This window comes from Mycobacteriales bacterium, from assembly GCA_035995165.1.
Lineage (GTDB): Bacteria > Actinomycetota > Actinomycetes > Mycobacteriales > CADCTP01 > CADCTP01.
On sequence record DASYKU010000059.1, the window covers coordinates 1 to 20,673 of the forward strand.

Annotated in this window: 17 protein-coding genes, 1 tRNA gene, 3 pseudogenes and 1 riboswitch; of the genes and pseudogenes, 14 read left to right on the forward strand and 7 right to left on the reverse strand. The window is 73.6% G+C overall.

The annotated features are described in order from the left end of the window. The first annotated feature begins 604 nt into the window (after positions 1-604). From cmk to VGP36_09750, 13 genes and pseudogenes are all read left to right on the forward strand, one after another. The gene (gene cmk, locus VGP36_09690; GenBank protein ID HEV7654985.1) at positions 605-1,315 is read left to right on the forward strand and encodes a (d)CMP kinase; all 711 of its coding nucleotides are present in this window, start codon (positions 605-607) and stop codon (positions 1,313-1,315) included. A 735-nt stretch (positions 1,316-2,050) separates the two neighbouring features. Beyond that, on the forward strand, positions 2,051-3,394 hold the full coding sequence (gene der / locus VGP36_09695; protein ID HEV7654986.1) for a ribosome biogenesis GTPase Der: 1,344 nt from the start codon (positions 2,051-2,053) through the stop codon (positions 3,392-3,394). Between the two features lie 273 nt (positions 3,395-3,667). After that, positions 3,668-3,741: transfer RNA gene (locus tag VGP36_09700), tRNA-Pro, on the forward strand. A 34-nt stretch (positions 3,742-3,775) separates the two neighbouring features. Continuing rightward, positions 3,776-4,399: a CDP-alcohol phosphatidyltransferase family protein gene (locus VGP36_09705; protein ID HEV7654987.1), complete on the forward strand. Its 624-nt coding sequence runs from the start codon at positions 3,776-3,778 to the stop codon at positions 4,397-4,399. Further along, the gene (locus VGP36_09710; protein ID HEV7654988.1) at positions 4,396-5,427 is read left to right on the forward strand and encodes a DUF881 domain-containing protein; all 1,032 of its coding nucleotides are present in this window, start codon (positions 4,396-4,398) and stop codon (positions 5,425-5,427) included. The genes VGP36_09705 and VGP36_09710 overlap by 4 nt, the downstream gene beginning before the upstream one ends. Beyond that, complete coding sequence (locus VGP36_09715; protein HEV7654989.1) at positions 5,424-5,756, forward strand: small basic family protein; 333 nt, start codon at positions 5,424-5,426, stop codon at positions 5,754-5,756. The genes VGP36_09710 and VGP36_09715 overlap by 4 nt, the downstream gene beginning before the upstream one ends. 116 nt (positions 5,757-5,872) lie before the next feature. Next, positions 5,873-7,228, forward strand: coding sequence for a DUF881 domain-containing protein (locus VGP36_09720; GenBank protein HEV7654990.1), 1,356 nt, complete (start codon positions 5,873-5,875; stop codon positions 7,226-7,228). Positions 7,229-7,242: 14 nt separating this feature from the next. Further along, the gene (gcvH, locus tag VGP36_09725) at positions 7,243-7,629 is read left to right on the forward strand and encodes a glycine cleavage system protein GcvH (GenBank protein ID HEV7654991.1); all 387 of its coding nucleotides are present in this window, start codon (positions 7,243-7,245) and stop codon (positions 7,627-7,629) included. A 101-nt stretch (positions 7,630-7,730) separates the two neighbouring features. After that, positions 7,731-7,798, forward strand: a pseudogene (locus VGP36_09730) (zinc-ribbon domain-containing protein). A 109-nt stretch (positions 7,799-7,907) separates the two neighbouring features. After that, positions 7,908-8,252 (forward strand): annotated as a pseudogene (locus tag VGP36_09735) (FHA domain-containing protein). Between the two features lie 4 nt (positions 8,253-8,256). Continuing rightward, positions 8,257-9,009, forward strand: coding sequence for a MerR family transcriptional regulator (locus VGP36_09740; GenBank protein HEV7654992.1), 753 nt, complete (start codon positions 8,257-8,259; stop codon positions 9,007-9,009). Between the two features lie 105 nt (positions 9,010-9,114). After that, entirely contained in the window at positions 9,115-9,582 is a 468-nt protein-coding gene (locus VGP36_09745; protein HEV7654993.1) for a bifunctional nuclease family protein, read from the forward strand. 145 nt (positions 9,583-9,727) lie between these two features. After that, positions 9,728-10,183, forward strand: a pseudogene (locus tag VGP36_09750) (MerR family transcriptional regulator). Positions 10,184-10,328: 145 nt separating this feature from the next. Here VGP36_09750 and VGP36_09755 read toward each other — a convergent pair. Both VGP36_09755 and VGP36_09760 read right to left on the reverse strand, forming a co-directional pair. After that, the gene (locus tag VGP36_09755; GenBank protein HEV7654994.1) at positions 10,329-12,761 is read right to left on the reverse strand and encodes a glycoside hydrolase family 3 C-terminal domain-containing protein; all 2,433 of its coding nucleotides are present in this window, start codon (positions 12,759-12,761) and stop codon (positions 10,329-10,331) included. A 1-nt stretch (position 12,762) separates the two neighbouring features. Next, positions 12,763-12,981 (reverse strand): hypothetical protein, encoded by a 219-nt coding sequence (locus tag VGP36_09760; protein ID HEV7654995.1) that lies wholly within the window; start codon positions 12,979-12,981, stop codon positions 12,763-12,765. Positions 12,982-13,195: 214 nt separating this feature from the next. Further along, positions 13,196-13,288, forward strand: a riboswitch (glycine riboswitch). Positions 13,289-13,380: 92 nt separating this feature from the next. Between VGP36_09760 and gcvP the strand changes: the two genes are divergently transcribed. Continuing rightward, positions 13,381-16,251: an aminomethyl-transferring glycine dehydrogenase gene (gene gcvP, locus VGP36_09765; GenBank protein HEV7654996.1), complete on the forward strand. Its 2,871-nt coding sequence runs from the start codon at positions 13,381-13,383 to the stop codon at positions 16,249-16,251. 479 nt (positions 16,252-16,730) lie between these two features. Here the strand turns inward: gcvP and VGP36_09770 are convergent, their stop codons facing one another. The 5 genes from VGP36_09770 to VGP36_09790 all read right to left on the reverse strand — a co-directional run bounded on the left by VGP36_09770 (position 16,731) and on the right by VGP36_09790 (position 20,531). Further along, positions 16,731-17,774, reverse strand: a complete 1,044-nt coding sequence (locus tag VGP36_09770; GenBank protein ID HEV7654997.1) for a 3-oxoacyl-[acyl-carrier-protein] synthase III C-terminal domain-containing protein — start codon at positions 17,772-17,774, stop codon at positions 16,731-16,733. Continuing rightward, on the reverse strand, positions 17,771-18,961 hold the full coding sequence (locus VGP36_09775; GenBank protein HEV7654998.1) for an acyl-CoA dehydrogenase family protein: 1,191 nt from the start codon (positions 18,959-18,961) through the stop codon (positions 17,771-17,773). The genes VGP36_09770 and VGP36_09775 overlap by 4 nt, the downstream gene beginning before the upstream one ends. Then, entirely contained in the window at positions 18,958-19,674 is a 717-nt protein-coding gene (locus tag VGP36_09780; GenBank protein HEV7654999.1) for a methyltransferase domain-containing protein, read from the reverse strand. Before VGP36_09780 ends, VGP36_09775 begins: the two co-directional genes overlap by 4 nt. A 69-nt stretch (positions 19,675-19,743) precedes the next feature. Next, positions 19,744-20,226, reverse strand: coding sequence for a hypothetical protein (locus tag VGP36_09785; GenBank protein HEV7655000.1), 483 nt, complete (start codon positions 20,224-20,226; stop codon positions 19,744-19,746). A gap of 41 nt (positions 20,227-20,267) precedes the next feature. Next, complete coding sequence (locus VGP36_09790) at positions 20,268-20,531, reverse strand: UBP-type zinc finger domain-containing protein (GenBank protein HEV7655001.1); 264 nt, start codon at positions 20,529-20,531, stop codon at positions 20,268-20,270. Positions 20,532-20,673 lie beyond the last annotated feature (142 nt).

The following is a 20,673-nucleotide window of genomic DNA, read 5'->3' on the forward strand; positions in this document are numbered from 1 at the left end:
GGATGGCCTGACGACGTGCTGAGCCGAGGACCGGCGCCCAGCGGTTCGGCCGTGAACGGCGGTGGCGGGCCGCCAGCCGGCGACTCGCCCGGCTCAGGCGATCGCTACTCGGATCCGGGCCCCCGTGCCGACTCGTCACCCTGGGCGCCGACCCTGCGGTGCGTCTCGATTACGGCCCCTGGCCCCGATCCGAGGCACGCACAGCCCGTCGTGCACGACCTGCGCAGGAGCCGGATGCGTCTCGGGGAGCGGCCACGCCTTGTCGCCAATACGAAGGGCCCTCAGATGGGGAGGTCACCGAGCGGAGGCGCCGGCAGGAAGGCCCGAGCGGGAGCTGGGCGCGGGCGGACAGTGAGCCGCGTGCTAGGCCGGGCGCGCGGCGGTTGAGACGATCGGTATCGCCGTGTCGCAGCCGCACGCCCGGTGGTTGTGGGGAGGTAGGGCCCTGGAGTCGTCGCGGAGTACGCGTGGTCGTGGTCTACCGGAGGCAATAACGGACGGATCTGGAGTAGAGACATGGACATCAAGACGGAGAATGTCTAGGGGTGAGGTCGAGAATTGGCGATGTGGGGCGGTCGGTGTCCAGTGCGAGGGAGTGAGCACAATGTCGCCCGTGTGGTCGGAGCAGGCGCCGGAGGCGGGGCGCGACGTGATCGCCCTCGACGGGCCGTCGGGTACGGGCAAGTCCACCGTCGCCCGGGGGCTGGCCCGTCGGCTGGGCTTCCGGTACCTGGACACGGGCGCGATGTACCGGGCGGTGACCTGGGCCGTGCTGCGTGAGGGTGTGGACCCCGACGACGCCGCAGCCGTGACCGACCTCGCCGCGCGGACCGCCATCACGATCAGCACCGACCCGAACCACCAGCACGTCACGGTCGACGGCCACCCGGTGGACCGGGAGATCCGGTCCAAGGCGGTGACGACGGCGGTGAGTCCGGTCTCGGCGGCCCCGGGCGTACGGGCGCTGCTGGTCGCGGCGCAGCGGGAGCTGATCGGCCCGGGCGCGGTCGTGGTGGAGGGCCGGGACATCGGCACCGTGGTCGCCCCGGACGCGCCGCTGAAGATCTTCCTCACCGCCTCCCAGGACGTCCGGGCCACCCGCCGCTCCCGCCAGGACGGCAGCGACGACCGGGCCACCGCGGCCGACCTCGACCGCCGCGACACGTACGACAGCAGCCGGGCGCACAGCCCGCTGCGGGCCGCGGACGACGCGGTGCATGTCGACACGACCACGATGGGCGTCGATGAGGTGATCCAGCGTCTTATCGACCTGGCCGGCGAGCGGGCGATCACCTACGCCAGCCCGGGGAAGTGAAGCCCCGGAACTGATTCCTCGGGAGGTCGGGGCTCGGGAGGTCCGGGGGCCCGGGAGGTCCGGGGGCCCGGGCACGGGAAACGGCCCGAGACAGGGTGGGGCGTGACCGAGGCGATGAAGGTCGGAGCGGATCAGCTCCGGATCACCCGGGGATCGGGCGCGGACTGGGCAAGACGCTGGCCCGGATCGCGGTCCTCGGCTCGGTGCCTGACGGCACTGCCCTGCCCGCGGTCGACCACACCGCGCTGGTCGACGCCCGATGATCTACGGGCTGCTCCCGCGGCCGGTCGCGTTCCCGGTCAAGGCGGAGGTGTTCCGCGGGCCGCCCGGCACGCTGCGGCGCACCGGCCAGATCCCGGTCCGCCGGGGCACGGTCGAGACCGGCCCGCTGCGGGCGGCGCTGGGCGTGCTCGCCGCCGGCGGCATCGTCGGTGTCCTCCCGAGGGCACCCGGGGCGAGGGGACGGTCGAGCAGGTCCGGCACGGCATCGCGTACCTGGCCGTACGGTCCGGGGCGCCGGTCGCGCCGGTCGCCTGCCACAGCACCCGGGCCCCGCCGCGGCCGCTCGTTCCTCCGGTTCCGGCGGCCGCCGACCGTGGTCGCGTTCGGACCGCCGCTCCACCTGCCCAGCGGCGCCGCGTCCCGGCGTACCGTTGCCGCTGCCGCAGACGAGATCCACCGCACGCTCGCGGCCCCTGTCGCCGCCACGCGCCCGGAACCGGAGAGAGACCAACCATGACCATCGCCGAGGACAGCGAAGACGTCCTCGACCTGCCCGTGCTTGCCGTCGTCGGCCGGCCCAACGTCGGCAAGTCGACTCTGGTCAACCGGATCCTGGGCCGCCGCGAGGCGGTGGTGCAGGACGTGCCGGGCGTGACCCGGGACCGGGTCGCGTACGACGCGCTGTGGTCGGGGCGCCGGTTCACGGTGGTCGACACCGGGGGCTGGGAGCCGGACGCGAAGGGTTTCGCGGCCCGGGTGGCGGCGCAGGCCGAGCGGGCGATGCGGACCGCGGACGCCGTGCTGCTGGTGGTCGACGCCAGCGTCGGCGCGACGGCCACGGACGAGGCGGTCGCGCGGGTGCTGCTCCGCGGCGGCAAGCCGGTCGTGCTCGCGGCGAACAAGGTCGACGACGAGCGGGTCGAGCCGGAGGCGGCGTCGCTGTGGTCGCTCGGGCTGGGGGAGCCGTACCCGGTCAGCGCGCTGCACGGGCGCAACTCCGGCGACCTGCTCGACGCGATCCTCAAGGCGCTGCCGGAGGCGCCGGAGGACCGGGACGACGAGGCCGGTGGGCCGCGCCGGGTCGCGCTCGTAGGCCGGCCGAACGTCGGCAAGTCGAGCCTGCTGAACAAGCTCACCGGCGAGGAGCGCGCGGTGGTCGACGCCGTCGCCGGCACCACCGTCGACCCGGTCGACTCGCTGGTCGAGATCGGTTCGGAGATCTGGCGGTTTGTCGATACAGCGGGATTGCGACGTCGGGTCTCGCATGCGAGCGGCGCCGAGTACTACGCGTCGCTCCGGACCGCGGCCGCGATCGAGGCGGCCGAGGTCGCGATCGTCCTGCTGGACGCGAGCGAGCCGATCAGCGAGCAGGACCAGCGGGTGATCAGCTCGGTCATCGAGTCCGGGCGGGCGCTGGTGATCGCGTTCAACAAGTGGGACCTGGTCGACGCCGATCGGCGGGAGCGGCTGGACAAGGAGATCGATCGCGAGCTGCTGCGGGTCCGGTGGGCGCAGCGGGTGAACGTGTCGGCCCTGACCGGCCGGAGCGTGGACCGGCTGGCGCCGGCGCTGCGGACGGCGCTCGAGTCGTGGGAGCGGCGGATCCCGACCGGGCGGCTCAACAGCTGGCTGGGGGAGCTCATCGCGGCGACGCCGCCGCCGGTGCGGGGCGGCAAGCAGCCGCGGGTGCTGTTCGCGACCCAGGCCGGGACCAAGCCGCCGCGGTTCGTGCTGTTCACGACGGGCTTCCTGGAGCCGGCGTACCGCCGGTTCGTGGAGCGGCGGCTGCGGGAGGACTTCGGGTTCCCCGGCTCGCCGGTCGAGGTGTCGGTCCGCGTACGGGAACGGCGCAAGTAGGCGCGCCGGAAGATCGCGGACGGATCCACGTGAAACACTGACCAAAGTCCGATCCTCCACTGCACGTCGAGACCGGCCGGAACTGAAGGTTCAGCACCTCGCCGCCTGAAACGTCCGGCCACCGGATCGGTCCTGCGGGGTGCCGTCGCCCGGGTCAGTGCCGGGCGTCCCGTCTCCGCGCGGACGGGAAGACGACCGCGCCGAGGGTGGCGCGGGGTCAAAGGGGGAGTAGCGCTGCGGTAGGCTCGGGGCCGCACTCGTGAGGGTGCGGATCGGGACGTGGCGCAGCTTGGTAGCGCACCTGACTGGGGGTCAGGGGGTCGCAGGTTCAAATCCTGTCGTCCCGACAGAGCAACGCGGGACGGGGCCGAGGAGGGCGGGGTGCCGCCGAGCAGCGGGGAGCCAGCGACGGCCGCCCGGGGTAGTACCCCATCCGACCGTGTCGTCACGATCCCCAACATCCTCAGCGTCCTCCGGCTGGCCGGCGTTCCGGTCTTCCTCTGGCTGCTGCTGGGCCCGCACGCCGACGTCATCGCGCTCGTCGTGCTCATGGTCGCGGGGATCACCGACTACCTCGACGGCAAGATCGCCCGCGCGCTCGGTCAGACCAGCCGGCTCGGTGTGCTTCTCGACCCGGCCGCGGACCGGCTCTACATCCTGGCCACGCTGGTCGCGTTCGTCCTGCGCGACGTCATCCCGTGGTGGCTGGCGGTGATCATCGTCGGCCGGGACGTGGTGCTCGCGCCGGGGGTGGCGCTGCTGCGCCGGCACCGCTACGGCCCACTGAACGTGAGCTACATCGGCAAGTCCGCCACCTTCTGCCTCCTGTATGCCTTCCCGCTGCTGCTCATCGGCGCGCACGACTGGGCCGTCTCGGACGTCTGCCGCCCGGTCGCGTGGGCGTTCGCGATCTGGGGGACGGTCCTCTACGTGCTGTCCGGCGTCCTGTACGGCCTGCAGGTCGCGCAGGTCGTCCGGGCCGACACCAGAGCGGCCGCCGGGTGACGAAGGGGGAGCACGCCGAGGGCGCTCCGGACCCGCTGGTGCAGCGGGCCCTGCGGCTGCGCGGCGAGGAGCACACCAAGCATCGGCCTCGATTCGGCAACATGTCGACTTCACTCCTCAACGAGCTGATGACCGATCACCTCGACAGCGGATATGCCGCCGCAGCGGCACGTCGACAAGAAGACGAGTCGGTGAATCCTGCGCCGGTCGCGGGCCGGAGGACGACGGCGATCCTCGCGGTCGGGCTGCTGCTGCTCGGCTTCGTGCTGGCGGCCGCGTACCGGGGGACGCTGCGGCAGGCGCCGGACTCGGAGCGGACCCGGCAGGCGCTCGTGCACGACATCCAGGACGGCTCGTCGCTCAGCGACTCGCTGCAGCGGCAGGCCGAGACCCTGTCCGGTCAGCTGTCCCGGCAGCGGGACGCGGCGCTGACCGCGAGCCGCAACGGCGACCGGGCCGCGGCCGACGTACGGCGCCTCGAGGAGGCGGCGGCCCAGCGCGCGGTGCACGGGCCGGGCGTCTCGGTCGCGGTCGGCGACGCGTCGGGCACCGACCAGGTCGACCCGACGACCGGGCAGCGGGTGCCGGTCCCGCCCGACGACAACGGCCGGATCCGGGACCGCGACCTGCAGTCGCTGGTGAACGCGCTCTGGGCGGCCGGCGCGGAGGCGATGGCGATCGACGGTCAGCGGATGGCACCGACGACGACGATCCGGGCCGCCGGGGAGGCGATCCTGGTCGACCTGCGGCCGGTGCAGAGCCCGTACACGATCGAGGCGGTGGGGGACCCGGTGACGCTGCTGCCGCGGTTCGCCGACAGCGAAGCGGCGCGGCGGTTCCAGTCCTACACCGGGCTCTACGGGATCCAGTTCACCGTGCACGACTCGGCCGACCTCACGCTGCGGGCCGCGACCGACCCGGACCTGCGGTACGCCACCCCGGTCCCGTCGCCGACTACTGTGACCCCCTCCGCGTCGGCCTCGCCCAGGGCGCCGACGCCGGTCAGAACCTCGGGAGGTGGACGGTGATCCCCGCGCTCGCCCTGGCGGTCGGGGTGGTGCTCGGCCTGCTGTTCGAGCCGGTGGTGCCGCTGTGGTTGCAGCCGTATCTGCCGATCGCGGTGGTGGCCGCGCTCGACGCCGTCTTCGGCGGGATCCGGGCCCGGCTCGACGGGATCTTCGACGCGAAGGTCTTCGTGGTCTCGTTCGTGTCCAACGTCCTGGTGGCGGCGCTGATCGTGTTCCTCGGGGACAAGCTCGGGGTGGGCGCGCAACTCTCGACGGGGGTCGTGGTCGTGCTCGGCATCCGCATCTTCGGCAACGCGGCCGCGATCCGCCGGCACGTGTTCCGGGCATGAGTTCGGACCGTATGTCCTCACCTCGACCCGAGGATGAGACCGGCTTGGTGAATTCGTCCACGAGCGGCTCGCGCAGCAGCGAAGGTGCGAAGGACGTTCCTGCTCGGGACGACCTCATGGCCGACGAGGCTCAAGACGACGTCACAGCCGACGAGGCTCAAGACGCGCTCGCGGTCGGAGAGTCCCGGGACGACTCGGCGGGCGCGGAGGCCCGGGACGGCCTCGCGGGCGCGGACGCCCGGGACGACTACTCGGGTGCGGACGCCCGGGACGACAACTCGGGCGCGCAGGCCCGGGACCCCTACACGGACGCGGAGACCCTGGACGCCTTCTCCGGCGCGCAGGCCCGGGACCCCTACACGGACGCGGAGACCCCGGCCGACTTCTCCGGCGCGCAGGCCCGGGACGGCTTCGCGGGCGCGGACGCCCGGGACGGCCTCGCGGGCGGAGAGGCCCGGGGCGACTCTGCGGGTGACGGCGTCTCGGGCGGACGGCAGGCGAGGGATCTGGGCCAGGAGACGGACGGTCTTCCGCTGCGGCCGGTTGCCGACGAGGAACAGTTCGCCGAGCCGGCCGACGCGGAGACGTCAGGGGCGTTGCCGGCGGTGGCCGGTGCGGAGGAGGAGCCGGGGGACGACGCCGGCGAGAACGCGGCCGGCGGCAGGAGCGCCAGGGACGGAAGCGGCGAGGGTGGGAGCGCCAGGGACGGGAGCGGCGAGGGTGGGAGCGCCGAGGACGGGAGCGGCGAGGGTGGGAGCGCGGCCGACGCGGGGAGTAAGGCGCGGGCGTTCGGGTGGAGCCGCTCGCCAGCAGCTCTCCTTGTCGGCCTGTTGATAGGACTCCTCGGTTTCGGCTTAGCGGTTCAGGTACGAAGCAATACGTCGACAAGCGGATTGCCTGCCGCCCGCCAGGAGGATCTGGTCCGGATCCTCGATGACCTCTCCTCCCGCGAGGACCGGCTCCGCCGCCAGATCGCCGACCTCGAGGCGGCCAGGACCCGGCTCTCGACCACCGGCGACACGACCAGCACCGCGCTGGAGGAAGCGCGCAAGCGCTCGGACGCGCTCGGCATCCTGGCCGGCACCGTGCCCGCGCAGGGCCCGGGCATCGTGCTGACCCTGACCGACCCGACCAGTGGGCTCGCGGCCGAGGACCTGCTCGACACCGTCGAGGAGCTGCGGGCGGCCGGGGCCGAGGCGATCCAGGTCGGCGGCGTCCGGATCGGTCTCGACTCGAGCTTCACCGCGGTCGGCCGCGGCATCGCCGTGGACGGGGTGGCCGTGACCGCGCCGTACACGATCCTGGCGATCGGCGATCCGCCGACGCTGGCGACCGCGATGCAGATCCCGGGCGGGGTCTCGGACACGGCCAAGCGCGCCGGCGGGGACGCGCAGGCCGACCAGCGGCAGCAGGTCGTCATCCGGGCGCTGCGCGCGATCCGCACCCCGCGCTACTCCCAGCCCACGAACTGAATACGATCTGCGCCGTGAACACGCCGGAGGACCTGAGGTACACCGCCGAGCACGAGTGGGTCCGGGTCGCCGAGGGCCATGCGTTGCGCGTCGGCATCACCGACTACGCGCAGAGCGCGCTCGGCGACATCGTCTTCGTCTCGCTGCCGACCGTCGGCACGGCCGTGACGCCGGGCCAGCCGCTGGGCGAGGTCGAGTCGACCAAGAGCGTCTCGGACGTCTTCGCCCCGGTGACCGGGACGGTGACGGCCCGCAACGACGCGCTGGAGGGGCAGCCGGAACTGCTCAACTCCGACCCGTACGGTGAGGGGTGGATCGTGGAGATCGAGGTCGCCGACATCGGCGTGCTCGACACGCTGCTGTCCGCGGACGCGTACATACAGCTCGTCGACGAATCCTGATCGGCTTCACCCTCCACTACCGGTTGACCCTTGTGGAACGGGCTGACTAGGCTCGCTCGACTCCGAAGAAGCATCCACCTGAGCGGGAGGCGAGCCCGACCGTGTTCTGCACCCGGTGCGGCCACGACAACCCCGACGACGCGCGCTTCTGCGCGCAGTGCGGCGCGCCGTTGTCCCGGGTCGAGTACGCGTCGTCGCCGGACGCCACGTCGATCTTCCAGCCCGGCGCCTTCGACGAGACGCCGGTCGACGACTCCGGCGACGAGGCCGCCGGCGCGGTCGACGCGCTGCCGCCGGGCTCGGCCCTGCTGGTGGTCAAGCGCGGGCCGAACGCCGGCAGTCGCTTCCTGCTCGACCAGGACGTGACCACGGCCGGGCGGCACCCGGACAGCGACATCTTCCTCGACGACGTGACGGTGTCCCGGCGGCACGCGGAGTTCCGCCGGGAGGGCGGCGGCTTCGTGGTGCACGACGTCGGCAGCCTCAACGGGACGTATGTGAATCGTCAGCGCATCGACGTGGCCGCGCTGGCCGGCGGTGACGAGGTCCAGGTCGGCAAGTTCCGGTTGCTGTACCTCGCCGGCGCCCGCACCGGCGGTGAAGAGCCCGCCGTCAGCAGGTGATCCCGTGACGTCTGCGGCGGGGGCGCACGCCAGGTCCACCCTGAGCATCGGGGAGGTCCTCGGGCAGCTGCGGCCGGAGTTCCCCGACATCACGATCTCCAAGATCCGTTTCCTCGAGGCCGAGGGGCTGATCCACCCGGAGCGCACACCGTCCGGCTACCGGAAGTTCTCCTCCGGCGACGTCGCCCGGCTCCGTTTCGTGCTGGCCGAGCAGCGCGACCACTACCTGCCGCTGCGGGTGATCAAGGACCACCTGGACGCGATCGACCGGGGGCTCGAGCCGCCGGAGGCCGGTCCGGGCACCACCACCCGGCGCGGGCCGCGGGCGGTCTCCGCGGTGCCGGACGGACTGCCGGGCGCGGAGGCGTTCACGCCGGAGCCGTCCGAGGTCCGGATGACCCGCGACGAGCTGCTCGGCCACGCCGGCCTGGAGCCGGCCCAGCTCGACCAGCTGGAGCAGTACGGGCTGCTGAGCAAGCGGGCCGGCGGCCAGTACGACGGGGACGCGCTGGTGGTCGCCACCTGCGCCGCCGAGATGGCGCGGTACGGGATCGAGCCCCGGCACCTGCGCGCGTACCGGACCGCGGCGGACCGGGAGATCGGCCTGTTCGAGCAGGTGGTGACCCCGATGATGCGGCAGCGCAACCCGGAGGCCCGGGGTCGGGCCGAGGAGGCCGTGCGCGAGCTGGCCGCCCTGTCCGTACGGCTGCACTCGACGCTGGTGAAGGCCGGCCTGCGGGCCGAGCTCGGCGGTTAGTCCCGTCACCCCGGTGGCGGCGCCCCGCCCCCACCCGCCCGCAACCCGGGCCTGCACCGTGTAGCGTCGAAAGCGGCAGGTCTTGCTCCTTGGGGAGGCTCCGCTGTGAACGAGCTGCGTGTCGTGGGTGTCCGGGTGGAGCTGCCCGTCAACCAGCCGATCGTGCTGCTCAAGGAGGCCGACGGCGATCGTTACCTGCCGATCTGGATCGGCGCCGTCGAGGCGTCCGCGATCGCGTTCGAGCAGCAGGGTGTCCGCCCGGCCCGGCCGTTGACCCACGACCTGCTCCGCGACGTGATCGGCGCGCTGGGCGCCCGGCTGGAGGCCGTGCACATCACCGACCTGCGCGACGGCGTGTTCTATGCGGAGCTCGTGTTCGCCGGCGGGGCCCGGGTCAGCGCCCGCCCGTCGGACGCCATCGCGCTCGCGCTGCGGTCCGGGACGACCATCCTCGGCGAGGAGGCGGTGCTGGCCGAGGCCGGCATCTCCATCCCGGACGAGCAGGAGGACGAGGTGGAGAAGTTCCGGGAGTTCCTGGACACCATCTCGCCCGACGACTTCGCTGGTCAATGAGCCGGTACCGGACACGCCGGGTCCGTGCGTTGACCTGGCGGCGCGCACCGCTTAGCGTCCGAATCACCACCGTGCAACTCCCCGGCCGGTGCGTCGAGGAGGGCATCCTGTGAACGATCCCGGCGGTCAACCACCGCTGCAGGAGATGCTGTTCACCGACGGTCTCGACGAGGTCCCGGACGATCTGCTCGGCTACCGCGGGACGACCGCGTGCAACGCCGCCGGCATCACGTACCGGCAGCTGGACTACTGGGCCCGCACCGACCTCGTCGCCCCCTCGATCCGCTCGGCGGCCGGCTCCGGCACCCAGCGGCTCTACTCGTTCAAGGACATCCTCGTCCTCAAGGTGGTCAAGCGGCTGCTGGACACCGGGGTCTCGCTGCAGAACATCCGGGTCGCGGTCGAGCACCTGCGGGCCCGCGGGGTCCGGGACCTGGCCAACATCACGCTGCTGTCCGACGGTACGACCGTGTACGAGTGCACCTCGGCCGAGGAGGTCGTCGACCTGCTCGCCGGCGGCCAGGGCGTGTTCGGCATCGCGGTCAGCGGCGCGCTGAAGGAGCTGCACGGCTCGCTGGCGCAGCTGCCGGCCGAGCGGGCGGAGCCGGTCGAGGACGCGACCCCGGCGACGCCGACCGAGTCCGACGAGCTCGGCCAGCGCCGCCGGCGCCGTACTGCGTCCGCCTGAACTGAGATCCCACCGCCCGCTCAGCCGCCCCGAGGTCGGCTGAGCGGGCGTCGGTGCGTCAGGCCAGCGGCAGGGTGGCGCGGACGTCGCCAAGCCCGCGGGCGATCAGCAGCTCGCCACCGGGCTCGAGCGCGCCCCAGCCGTTCGCGTCGGTGTCCCAGCGCCGCCAGAGCCGGGCGTCGGTGTCGATGCCGACCGTGACGGTCTCGCCCGGCCCGGCCGTGACCGCGCTCCAGCCGACCAGCCGGACCGGCTCGGTCGCCGCGGCCGGCCGCAGGTAGACCTGCACGACCTCGCGGCTGGTGCGGCTGCCGGTGTTCGTCACCGGCACCGAGACCGCCGGGGAGGACCCGCCCAGCAGCGTCGCCGGACCGTACGACCAGCTCGCGTAGCCGAGGCCGTGCCCGAGCCAGAACGCGGGCGCCGGGGCGATCCCGGCGACGTGCCCGCGGTAGCCGATGAAGCGGCCCTCGGCGTACTCGACCTCGCCGTCGACCGGGGTGACCGACCAGGCCGGGGCGGCGCCGTCGGCGGCCGGGAACGTGCTGACCAGCCGGCCGGCCGGCTCGATGTCGCCGAGCAGCGCGGCCGCGATCGCCCGGCCCGCCTCCTGGCCCGGCAGCCCGGCCCAGAGCACCGCGTCGACCTCTGCCAGCCAGGGCATCAGCACCGGCGTTGCCGCATTCACCACGACCACGGTCCGCTGCGCCGCCGCCGCCGCCGCGACCGCGTGCACGAGCGCGTCCTGGGCGCCCGGCAGCCGCAGCGTGGTCTTGTCGACGGCCTCCGTCTCCTGCTCCTCGGTCAGGCCCACCACGAGGACCGCGACGTCCGCGGCCCGGGCGGCCTCGACCGCCTCGGCGATGACCGCCTCGTCGGCGCGCCGGGCCGGCCGGGCGACCAGCCGGAAGAGCCCGGCGTGGGCGAGCGGGGAGTCGCCGGCCGCCCGCAGGGTCGCGGTCGCGACCACCGAGGTCGCCGCCGGGTACGTGCCGACCGTGCTCGGCGGGGCCAGCAGCTCCTCGCCGATCCCGGTACCGGAGGTGACCAGCGCGTGCGAGCTGAGGACGCCGTCGACGTCCAGCTCCCAGTCCGCCGCCCCGGAGACGCCGATCTCGATCGCGATCGGCTGACTCTCGACCACAGCTTCAAACTTCACGGCCGCGACGGTCTGCGGGAAGTCGTCGTCGAAGCCGACCGCGATGCTGGCCAGAGTGCTGTGCTGCTCCTGGATCACATCGCCGGCCGGGTCGTAGAGGGTGATGCGGACACCCGGTGCGCCGGTCCGCGGGTCGGTGACGAAGCCGGCCGCGGCGGGCACCGGCCGGGTCCGGACCTCGACCCCGTCGGTCACGGTGACCGCGTCGCCGAGCAGATCGGTCAGCCCCGCGGCCACGCTCACCTGGTACGGCGCGTTCACCTGGGCCGAGCCGCCGCCCATGCCGATCGTGTCGAGCGCGTGCCGGCCGATCAGCGCCACCCGGGCCGTGCGGTCCAGCGGCAGCGCCGGGCCGTCGTTGGCCAGCACGGTCATGCCGGCGGCGGCCAGCCGGGTCAGCTGCTCGCGCCGGGTCGGGCTGTCCGGAGCGGGGGTCTCGGGGTGCGGGTGGGCCGGGCCGAGCGCCCCGGTCCGTTCGGCCAGCCGCAGCAGCCGGTGCAGGTGGTCGTCGACCACCGACTCGGCGACCTCACCGGACTCGACCGCGGCGACCAGCGCCTCGCCCCAGGGGCCGTCCGGCCCCGGCATGACCAGATCGAGGCCGCCGTTGGCGGCCGGCCCGGCGGTCTTGGTCGCGAACCAGTCGGACATGACGAGCCCGTCGTAGCCCCACTCGCCCTTGAGCACGCCGTTGATCACCGCGTCCTGCTCGGTCGCCGTGACCCCGTTCACGTCGTTGTACGCGGCCATCACCGACCACGGCTCGGACTCCGCGACCGCGATCTCGAATGGCAACAAGTAGAGCTCTCGCAACGTCGCTTCGTCGACAACACTGTTCATCGAGTTGCGCTCGGTCTCGGACTCGTTGGCGACGAGGTGCTTCAGGCACCCGCCGACGCCGCGCTCCTGCAGCCCCCGGACGTACGCGGCGGCGAGCTTGCCGGTCAGCAGCGGGTCCTCCGAGTACGCCTCGAACAACCGGCCGCCCAGCGCCGAGCGGTGCAGGTTGATCGTCGGGCCGAGCACCACGTGGATGTCCTGGGCCTGCGCCTCTTCGGCCAGCAGCCCGCCCACCTCGTACGCGGTGTCCTCGCTCCAGGCCGAGGCCAGCAGCGTCGCGTTCGGGAACAGCGCGACCACCCGGCCGCCGGAGAACTTCAGCCCGCGTACCCCGGTCGGGCCGTCGGACAGCCGCAGCACGCCGAGGTCGATCTCCGGCGCCGGCGCCAGCGTGAACGAGGTCGCCCCGGTCAGCAGCCGCACCTTGGCCCGCAGGTCGAGGGTGGCGATCCTGGCGTCGAGGTCGAGCGGGGTCGTGGTCATGGTGGTCATGTCACTTCACCTTCCGCACCGGCACAATGGCCAGGGCACCGAGGAATGTCAGCGCGGCCGCGCCCAGGTAGAGGAGGTCGTGGTTGGCACCGCCGCCGACGGCCAGCAGCGCGGCACCCGGGAACGGGGCCAGCGACTGCGGCGCGGCGTTGGCGATGGTGAACACGCCCGGTTCGTTGGCGCGGCTCGCCGTCCGGCAGGAGCCCGGCACGAGTGCCATGTCGATCCCGTACGCGGCACCTGGCCGAGTCGATCGTGCGGGCGCCGGCGGGCCGCCCGGACTCGGGAGTGGTCGAGTTGATCGCCCCGGACTCGACCTGAACCTGAGGCCTGGTCGCCCATGAGCCCCATGGGTTACTGCGGCATGACAGCCATGACAGCAGGCTCGGAGTACGAGCCTCCCGGGCGCCCACTGGTAGCCTGAATCCCGCTGCAAAACCCGCGTGGGAGAGTCTCCGGCCGCCAGCCGGAGCGCCGAAGGGGCAACCTCCCCGGAACCTCTCAGGCGCACGGACCACGCGGGCGAGGCGACTCTGGACGGCTACGGACAGAGGGGGAACGCCGGGCGTCGATGCCCGGAGACCGTCGACCCCCCGGCCCTGTCACTAGCGAGGATTCCATGTCGGATCGCAGCACTCTGGCCGAGCTCGAGTCGGCCGCGCCCTTCTCCGGGCGGCACATCGGCACCAACGCCGAGGACCAGGCGACCATGCTGGCCGCGGTCGGGTACGGCTCGATCGAGGAGCTGGTCTCCGCCGCCGTCCCGGGCTCGATCGCGGACCGCTCGCTGGAGCTGCCCGCGGCCGCCGACGAGGCCGCCGTGCTGGCCGAACTGCGGGCCCTGGCCGGGCGGAACAGCACCGCCACGTCCATGATCGGGCTGGGCTACTCGGACACGGTGACGCCGCCGGTCATCCGCCGCACGATCTTCGAGAACCCGTCCTGGTACACGGCGTACACGCCGTACCAGCCGGAGATCTCGCAGGGGCGGCTGGAGGCGTTGCTCAACTTCCAGACGATGGTGGCCGACCTGACCGGGCTGCCGACCGCGAACGCCAGCCTGCTGGACGAGGCGACCGCGGCGGCCGAGGCGGTCGCGCTGGCCCGGCGGGTGTCCAAGGCCCCCGCGGACGCGCCGATCGTGCTCGACGCGGACTGCCTGCCGCAGACGATCGCGGTGATCCGGACCCGGGCCGTGCCGATGGGCATCCCGGTCGTGGTCCGCGACGTCGCCGCCGAGGGGCTGCCGGAGGGGGAGCTGGCCGGGCTGCTGCTGCAGTACCCGGGGGCATCCGGCGCGGTCCGCTCGTACGCGGAGCTGGCCGCGGAGGCCAAGGAGCGGGGCGCGGTCGTGGCGGTCGCGGCCGACCTGCTGGCGCTGACCCTGCTGCCGGCCCCGGGTGAGTGGGGCGCGGACGTCGTGGTCGGCTCGGCCCAGCGCTTCGGCGTGCCGCTCGGCTTCGGCGGGCCGCACGCCGGCTACATGTCGGTCCGGGACGGGCTGCAGCGGCAGCTGCCCGGCCGGCTGGTCGGGGTGTCGGTCGACGCCGACGGGGCGCCGGCGTACCGGCTGGCGCTGCAGACCCGGGAGCAGCACATCCGCCGGGAGAAGGCGACCAGCAACATCTGCACCGCGCAGGTGCTGCTCGCGGTGATGGCCGGGGCGTACGCGGTCTACCACGGGCCGGACGGACTGCGGGCGATCGCCCGCCGGGTGCACCGGTACACCGCCATCCTGGCGGCCGGGCTGCGCGCGGGCGGGGTCGAGCTGTCGACAGAGAGCTTCTTCGACACGCTGACCGTACGGGTCCCTTCAGCGGCAAAGAGTGTTGTCGACAAGGCGGTAAGCGGTGGAATCAACCTACGGCTGGTGGACGACGACACGGTCGGGATCGCCTGCGACGAGGTGACCCGGCGCGAGCACGTCGCCGCCGTGTGGGCCGCGTTCGGCGTGACCGCGGACCTCGACGCGCTCGACGCCGGCACCCCGGACGCGTACGGGCCGGCGCGGACCTCGGAGTTCCTCACCCATCCGGTCTTCTCCGCCCACCACAGCGAGACCGCGATGCTGCGCTACCTGCGCCGGCTCGCCGACTACGACTACGCGCTGGACCGCGGCATGATCCCGCTCGGGTCCTGCACGATGAAGCTCAACGCGGCGGCCGAGATGGAGCCGGTGTCGCTGCCCGGCTTCTCGTCCGTGCACCCGTTCGCGCCGGCGGAGCAGGTGCCGGGTTACCTCGACCTCATCTCGGATCTGGAGCGCTGGCTGGCCGAGATCACCGGGTACGACGCGGTCTCGCTGCAGCCGAACGCGGGCTCGCAGGGCGAGCTGGCCGGGTTGCTGGCGATCCACGCGTACCACGCCGCGAACGGGCAGGAGGGCCGGGACGTCTGCCTCATCCCGCAGTCCGCGCACGGCACCAACGCGGCGTCCGCGGCGATGGCCGGGATGCGGGTGGTCGTGGTCGCGACCCGGGAGAACGGCGACGTCGACCTGGACGACCTGCGGGCCAAGATCACCGAGCACGCCGACCGGCTCGGCGCGCTGATGATCACGTACCCGTCCACGCACGGGGTGTTCGAGCAGGACATCGCCGAGATCTGCGCGGCCGTGCACGACGCCGGCGGCCAGGTGTACGTCGACGGTGCCAACCTCAACGCGCTCGTCGGGCTGGCCAAGCCGGGCCGGTTCGGGGCGGACGTCTCGCACCTGAACCTGCACAAGACGTTCTGCATCCCGCACGGGGGCGGCGGTCCCGGCATCGGGCCGGTGGCGGCTCGGACGCACCTGGCGCCGTATCTGCCCAACCACCCGCTGCAGCCGCTGGCCGGGCCGGCGACCGGACCCGGGCCGGTGTCGGCGGCGCCGTGGGGGAGCGCGTCGATCCTGCCGATCTCCTGGGCGTACGTGCGGCTGATGGGTCCGGACGGGCTCGCGGCGGCGACCCGGGCGGCGATCCTCGCGGCCAACTACGTGGCGGCCCGGCTACGGCCGCACTTCCCGGTGCTCTACACCGGCAACGGCGGGCTGGTCGCACACGAGTGCATCGTCGACCTGCGGGCCATCACCAAGGCGACCGGCGTGAGCGTCGACGACGTGGCCAAGCGGCTGATCGACTACGGCTTCCACGCGCCGACGATGTCGTTCCCGGTGGCCGGCACGCTGATGATCGAGCCGACCGAGTCCGAGGACCTGGCCGAGCTGGACCGGTTCGCCGACGCGATGATCGCGATCAAGGGGGAGATCGACCGGGTCGCGTCCGGGGAGTGGGACGCGTCGGACAACCCGCTGCGCAACGCGCCGCACACGGCGTCGATGGTCACCGCCGACAAGTGGGACCGGCCGTACGAGCGGGAGCTGGCGGCGTACCCGGGCTCGGTCGACCGCACCGCGAAGTACTGGCCGCCCGTCCGCCGGATCGACGGCGCCTACGGCGACCGCAACCTCGTCTGCGCCTGCCCGCCCATCGCAGCCTACGAGGACTGAGAAACGCGAGAACCGGGTCACCTGAGGTGGTGGCCCGGTTCGGGAATGGCGGTAGTCGGGAATGGGGCCCGGCGGCTCAGTGCCGGGCGGCGAGACCCACGGGTCTCAGGCGACGCGTAGCACCTTGGTGGCGCGTCGAGCACCGATGCAGCGTCCGTCCGGCAGGATCTCGCCGCAGTCCTCGAACAGCACGATCCCGTTGCAGAGGAGGCTCCACCCCTGCTCCGGATGGCTGGCGACGACAGCAGCGGCGTCGCGGTCGGCGGCGTCCGAGGTTGGACACGCTGGGTGATGCGGGCACATGGCTTGTTGCTCCGGTCGGCTGTCAGTTCTGGTTGTCGTATGTGGTCACGGTCACAGTACTTACGAGGTTCGACGCCGGGGACTGATACGCGCAACTTTCCCGGCAACGACTTGGTAAATCTTGCAACGCCAGATCCGGTCAGACTCTTCCGTTGCGCCGTCCGTACGAAGAGGTGCTACACCGCCCGCAGCAACGTCGCGTACAGCGTCAGACCTGGGCCGAAAGCGAGCGCGACCAGATACCGCCCCGGAGCGACTACGCCGGCCGCCCGCATCCGCTCCAGCACCAGGAGCACGGTGGCGGAGGAGCAGTTGCCGTGATCGCGGAGCACCCCGTACGAGTGCTCCAGCGCACCGTCCGTGAGCTCCAGCCGGCGCTGCACGACCTCGAGGATCCGCCGCCCGCCCGGGTGCACCGCCCACCCGTCCACGTCGGCCGCGGCGAGCCCGTGCGCGCCGAGCAGGTCGTCGACGACGCCCCGGACGTGCTTGGCCAGCACCGCCGGCACCCGCGGCGAGAGCCCCATCCGGAAGCCGAGATCGGTCACGTCCCAGGTCATGTACTCGGCCGTGCTCACGTCGGTCTGCGCGACCACGTCGACCACCTCGAACCCCGGCCGGGCCGAGGGCTCCAGCACCACCGCGGCCGCCGCGTCCGCGAACAGCGCGTGCGCCACGACCTGGTCCACGTCCGTGGTCGGCGGCTGGATGTGCAGGCTGGTCAGCTCCAGGCAGAGCAGCACCGACGGGCGGTCCCGGGCCGCGGTGAAGTCGGCGACCGTGCCGAGCCCGGGCAGCGCGGCGTAGCAGCCCATGTGCCCGACGAACAGCCGCCGGACCCGGTCGGACATGCCGAGGTCGCGGGCCAGCCGGATGTCGACGCCGGGGGTCACGTACCCGGTGCAGGAGGCGACCGCGAACAGCCCCACGTCGGCGGCGGCCAGCCCGGCGTCGGCCAGCGCGGTGGCGACCGCGTCCTTGCCCAGCGGCAGCGCCTCGGCCAGATAGCGCTCCATCCGGGCCGCGGTGCCCCAGCGGGAGACGTCCTCGTGCACGGGGTTGGCCACGGTGTGCCGGGTCCGGACGCCGGAGCGGGTGAACAGCTGCTCGGCCAGCGGCACGTCCCGGAAGTGCTCGGCGAAGAACCCGTCCCAGACCGACTGCTGCGAGTACGCGGCGGGCAGCGCGTGCCCCATCCCGACGATGCGCGCCGTGCTCACCAACGCGACACCCCGGTCGCCTCCGGGTCGAGGCCGAGCGCGGCGGCGCCGAGCCAGTCCGCGCACACGTCCGAGGTGGCCGGCTGCAACGAGCCGCAGCGGGCGTCCCGGTAGATCCGCTCCAGCGGGGAGCCGCGCCGGGTCGCCGACGTGCCGGCCGCCTCCAGCATCGAGGCCGCGACCTCCATCGCGGTCTCGCCGGCCAGCAGCTTGGCCCGCCAGACCCAGCGGTTGGTCTCCGGATCGCCCGGCGCGGCGTCGACCCGCCGGGCCGCCTCCAGCACGGTCAGCCGGGCCGCCTCGACCCGGGTCTCGGCCCGGCCGACCCTGGCCCGGACCGCCGGCAGGTGGGTCAGGTTGCGCTTCTGCAGGTGCTCGACCGCGGCGGTCACCGCGGACTCGGCCACGCCCACGTACACGGCCGCGTACGAGGCGACGAGCCACTGCGGCATCACCTGGGCCAGCAGCAGGGTCAGCCCCTCGATCCCGCCGAGCAGCGCGTCCGCGCCGATCTCGACGTCCAGGTGCAGGTCGTCGCTGCCGGTGGCGCGCATGCCCATCGAGTCCCAGGTCCGCTCGACGGTCAGCCCGTCGCCGGCCGGGACCAGGAAGTGCGACACCTGCGCCGGGTCCGAACCGGCGCGCTTGGCCGCGACGAGGTAGAGATCGGCGTGCCCGGCCCCGGACACGAACGTCTTCGACCCGGTGATCCGGAACCCCTTCTCCACCGGCTCGTACGCGGTGGTGAGCTTCGACAGCCGGCTGCCGGCGCCGCGCTCGCTCATCGCCACCGCGAACAGCGCCCCGGCGGCCGCCCGGCGCAGCGCCTCGTCCCGCATCGCGAAGTACGACTCCGGCACGCCCAGCGCCCGGGCCACGTCGTCCGGGGTCCCGGCCAGCGCGCCGGTGACCGAGGCGTGCATGTTGTAGACCAGCGCGGTCGCCCCGGCCCCGGCGCCGAGCGCCATCGCGATCCGGGCGTAGTCGGTGAAGCCGGCCCCGGGACCGCCGAGCCGGGTGGGAACCATCAGCCCGAGCAGGCCGGCCGCGCGCAGGTCGTCGAAGTCGGCGGCCGGGAACGTGCCGGCGGCGTCGTGGGCCGCGGCCCGCTCGGCCAGCGCCGGGACCAGGCCCCGGGCGGCGGTCAGGGCCGCGCCGGGGTCGGTCAGTGCGGCGGGAACGGTCACGCGCCCTCCTTGATGCCGTGGCCCTGGAAGAGCACGGCGGTGGTCCGGACGGGCCGCATCCGCGGCTCCGGGTCGCGGCGGGCCAGCCACCGCAGGGTGCCCAGGATCGGCGGCCGCATGCCGGTCAGCGTCAGCGCGACACCGTGCCGGGCCGCCTCGGCGACGAGCTCGGCCCGGTCGACGAACAGGGCCGGGTCGTGGATGCCGGGCGGCGCGCCGCCGGGCAACCGCTCGGCGATGTCGACCGCGATCAGCTTGGCCAGCCGGGTGGCCGCGATCGTGTCCAGCACCAGCGTCCCGCCCGGGCGCAGCACCCGGCAGGCCTCGGCCACCGCGGCCCGCAGGTCCGGGACGTGCTCGAGGATCTCGCCGGCCGAGACCGCGTCGGCGGCCCCGTCCGCGATCGGCAGCCGCTGGACGTCCCCCCGGACGGCGTGGACCCCGTGCTCGGCGGCCAGCCGGAGCGAGGTGTCGACCAGGTCGACGCCGACGTGCCGGTAGCCGAGCCGGGCCGCGTGCGGCGCCAGCAGGCCGGCTCCGCAGCCCATGTCGACCAGCACGGCGCCGGGCCGCGGCGCCGGCGGGATCAGCTCGGCCCGGGCGGCGGCGATCCAGCGCAGCATCGCGAACTTCCCGTACGGCTGCCACCACTGGTCGGCCAGGCCTTCGTACTGCCGGACGTCGTTGCGCGGCAGCGCGAGCGTCGGGGACATACCGACAGGCTATGTCGGCGGCCGGTCCGCCGCCCGAGCGCGGCCGGTCCGCCGCGCGAGGTCGGCCGGTCAGGTCCGGCCGTCGGACTCCTGGGCCTTGCGCAGCGTCGGGGTGTGCGGCAGCCAGTCGGCCAGCTTGGTCGGGAAGCCGTCCGCGGCCAGCATGTCGATCACGTCCGGGTCGTCGTCGACCACGACCGCGACGTCCCGGGTCGTGCGGAGCTTGCGCAGCTCGTCCCGTTTGGTCAGGCGGGCCGGCCGGAAGTCCCGGTCCGGGCGCATGAGCAGCGGCTCGGCCGGCAGCCCCTGGGCGGCCAGCCAGTCCCGGGTCAGCCGCCGGGTGCGCTCCGGGCGGCCGGTCAGCCAGAGGACGTCGTGGTCGGCGCCGAGCTCCTGGACCAGCGTGACACCGTCGGCCAGCGGCGGGTCCTCGCCGGCGGCGAGGAAGAACTCGTCCCAGCGCCGGGGCTTGTCCTGGATGAGGTGCAGGCGGTGGCGCACGTCGGCGACCACCCCGTCGATGTCGATCACCGCGAGCGGCCGGGAGTCCACGGCGGGCCAGTCTGCCAGTCCCGCCTCGGGCCAGGACCGCCTCAGACCAGGATCTGGTCGACGAAGCACCAGCGCCAGTCCTCGCCCGGCTGGAACGAGCGGATCACCGGGTGGCCGTCGGCGTCGGCGTGCTTGCTGGCGTGCCGCTGCGGCGAGGAGTCGCAGCAGCCGACCTTGCCGCAGGTCAGGCAGAGCCGCAGGTGGACCCACGAGGTGCCGGCGGCCAGGCACTCCTCGCAGCCCTGGGTGGTGCTCGGGGCCGGCGCGGGGCTGGGCAGCTCGGCGACGTGCGGGCAGGCGGTCACGGGTTCCTCCTCAGGTCTGCTCTGGGCGAACCTACGCCCCGGCAGTTCCGCCTCCGCCGCCGATGCGGGAACCTTCGCAGGTCGACGCGTGTTGCGGGCGGCTGTGGCCGGCATCGCCCGGGTCGAGCTGGAGGAGGCTGCC